The organism is Streptomyces sp. NPDC006265, assembly GCF_040613555.1.
Taxonomy (GTDB): domain Bacteria; phylum Actinomycetota; class Actinomycetes; order Streptomycetales; family Streptomycetaceae; genus Streptomyces.
Genome location: NZ_JBEXSH010001454.1, coordinates 1 through 1,266, shown reverse-complemented (window position 1 = coordinate 1,266; position 1,266 = coordinate 1). Strand labels below are relative to the sequence as shown.

Below are 1,266 nucleotides of genomic sequence, written 5' to 3'. Positions count from 1 at the left end.
CCGGATCGACCCGTACCCACACACCGGCGCCGCTTCCGCCCCCCCGGGCCATCCGCGCGGCCTGCGCGGCCGTGAGCGCGGCGGCCAGCGCGGCACCCCGGCCGGGCGGCACCCGCAGCAGCGCCCGCTCCCACTGCTCCCCGGGCGGTGGCGCCCCCACCCGCCGGGGCCGCCCGGCGGCGGGGACGGGCAACGGCACCGGCCCCAGCACCTCGGCCTCGGGCGGCAGTTCGGCCGTACGGAGGAAGTCGGCCACCGCCTCGGCGGGGCCCGACACGGACGCCATCCGCGACACCGGCGGGAATCCCAGCTCGGACCGCTCGGCGAGTTCCCGCACCGCGTGTCCGACGGGATCCCAGCGGACGAGCGCCTGTACGGGGCGCAGCGTCGGCTCGGCCACGACCACCACCGTGCCGCCGGCCGACTGCGGCCGGACGAGGGACGCGGCCGCGATCCACCGCCGCAACGCGTCCTCCCCGGCCCGCAGATCGGGCCGCCCGAGCATGGCCCACCCGTCCAGCAGCAGCGCCGCCGCGTACCCGCCCTCGGCGACGGGCTCGGCCCCCGGCGTGCTCACGACCAGTGCGGGCGCCCCCGGCACCGTGTCGAGCACGTGTTCCCGACCCGAGGTGCGCACCGGCACGGCGGGGAAGGCCCGGCCGAGTTCCTCGGCTGTCCGCCGCGCACCGACGACCGAGGCACGCAGGCGGAAGGATCCGCAGTCCGGGCAGTGCCAGCCGCTCTCCGCGCGCCCGCACCACCCGCAGTTCAGGGCATCGCCGTCGGGTGCCTCCAACGGCCCCGAGCAGTGCCGGCAGCGCGCGGGCGCCCGGCAGTGGGCACAGGCCATGCGCGGCACGTACCCCCTGCGGGGCACCTGCACCAGCACCGGGCCGTTCCGCAGCCCGTCCCTGACGGCCTGCCAGGCGAGCGTCGGCAGCCGGGCGGCCCGGGCGGCCTCGTCCCGGGCGAGATCCTGGTCGCCGACGGTCCGTACCAGCGGAGCGGCTCCCCGTACCTGGTCCCGCCCGGCGACGAGCGGCCGGGCCCAGCCGCTCTCGACGAGTTGTGCGGCCTCCACCGTGCAGCCCCAGCTCCCCAGCAGGAAGCCGCACTTGTCCTGGGCGGCCCGCAGCAGGAGCACCTCGCGGGCATGGGGCTGCGGGGCGTGCTGCTCGCTGTGGCTGTCGTCGCCGTCGTCCCAGACGGGCAGGGACTGGACCATGCAGGCCTTGCGGGCGGTCTGCCGGTCGAGTTCCAGGAAGG

General features: G+C 78.0%; 1 pseudogene. It reads right to left on the bottom strand.

The features are described 5' to 3' along the window. Positions 1-1,266, bottom strand: a pseudogene (locus ABZ281_RS49755) (primosome assembly protein PriA); the annotation flags it as partial.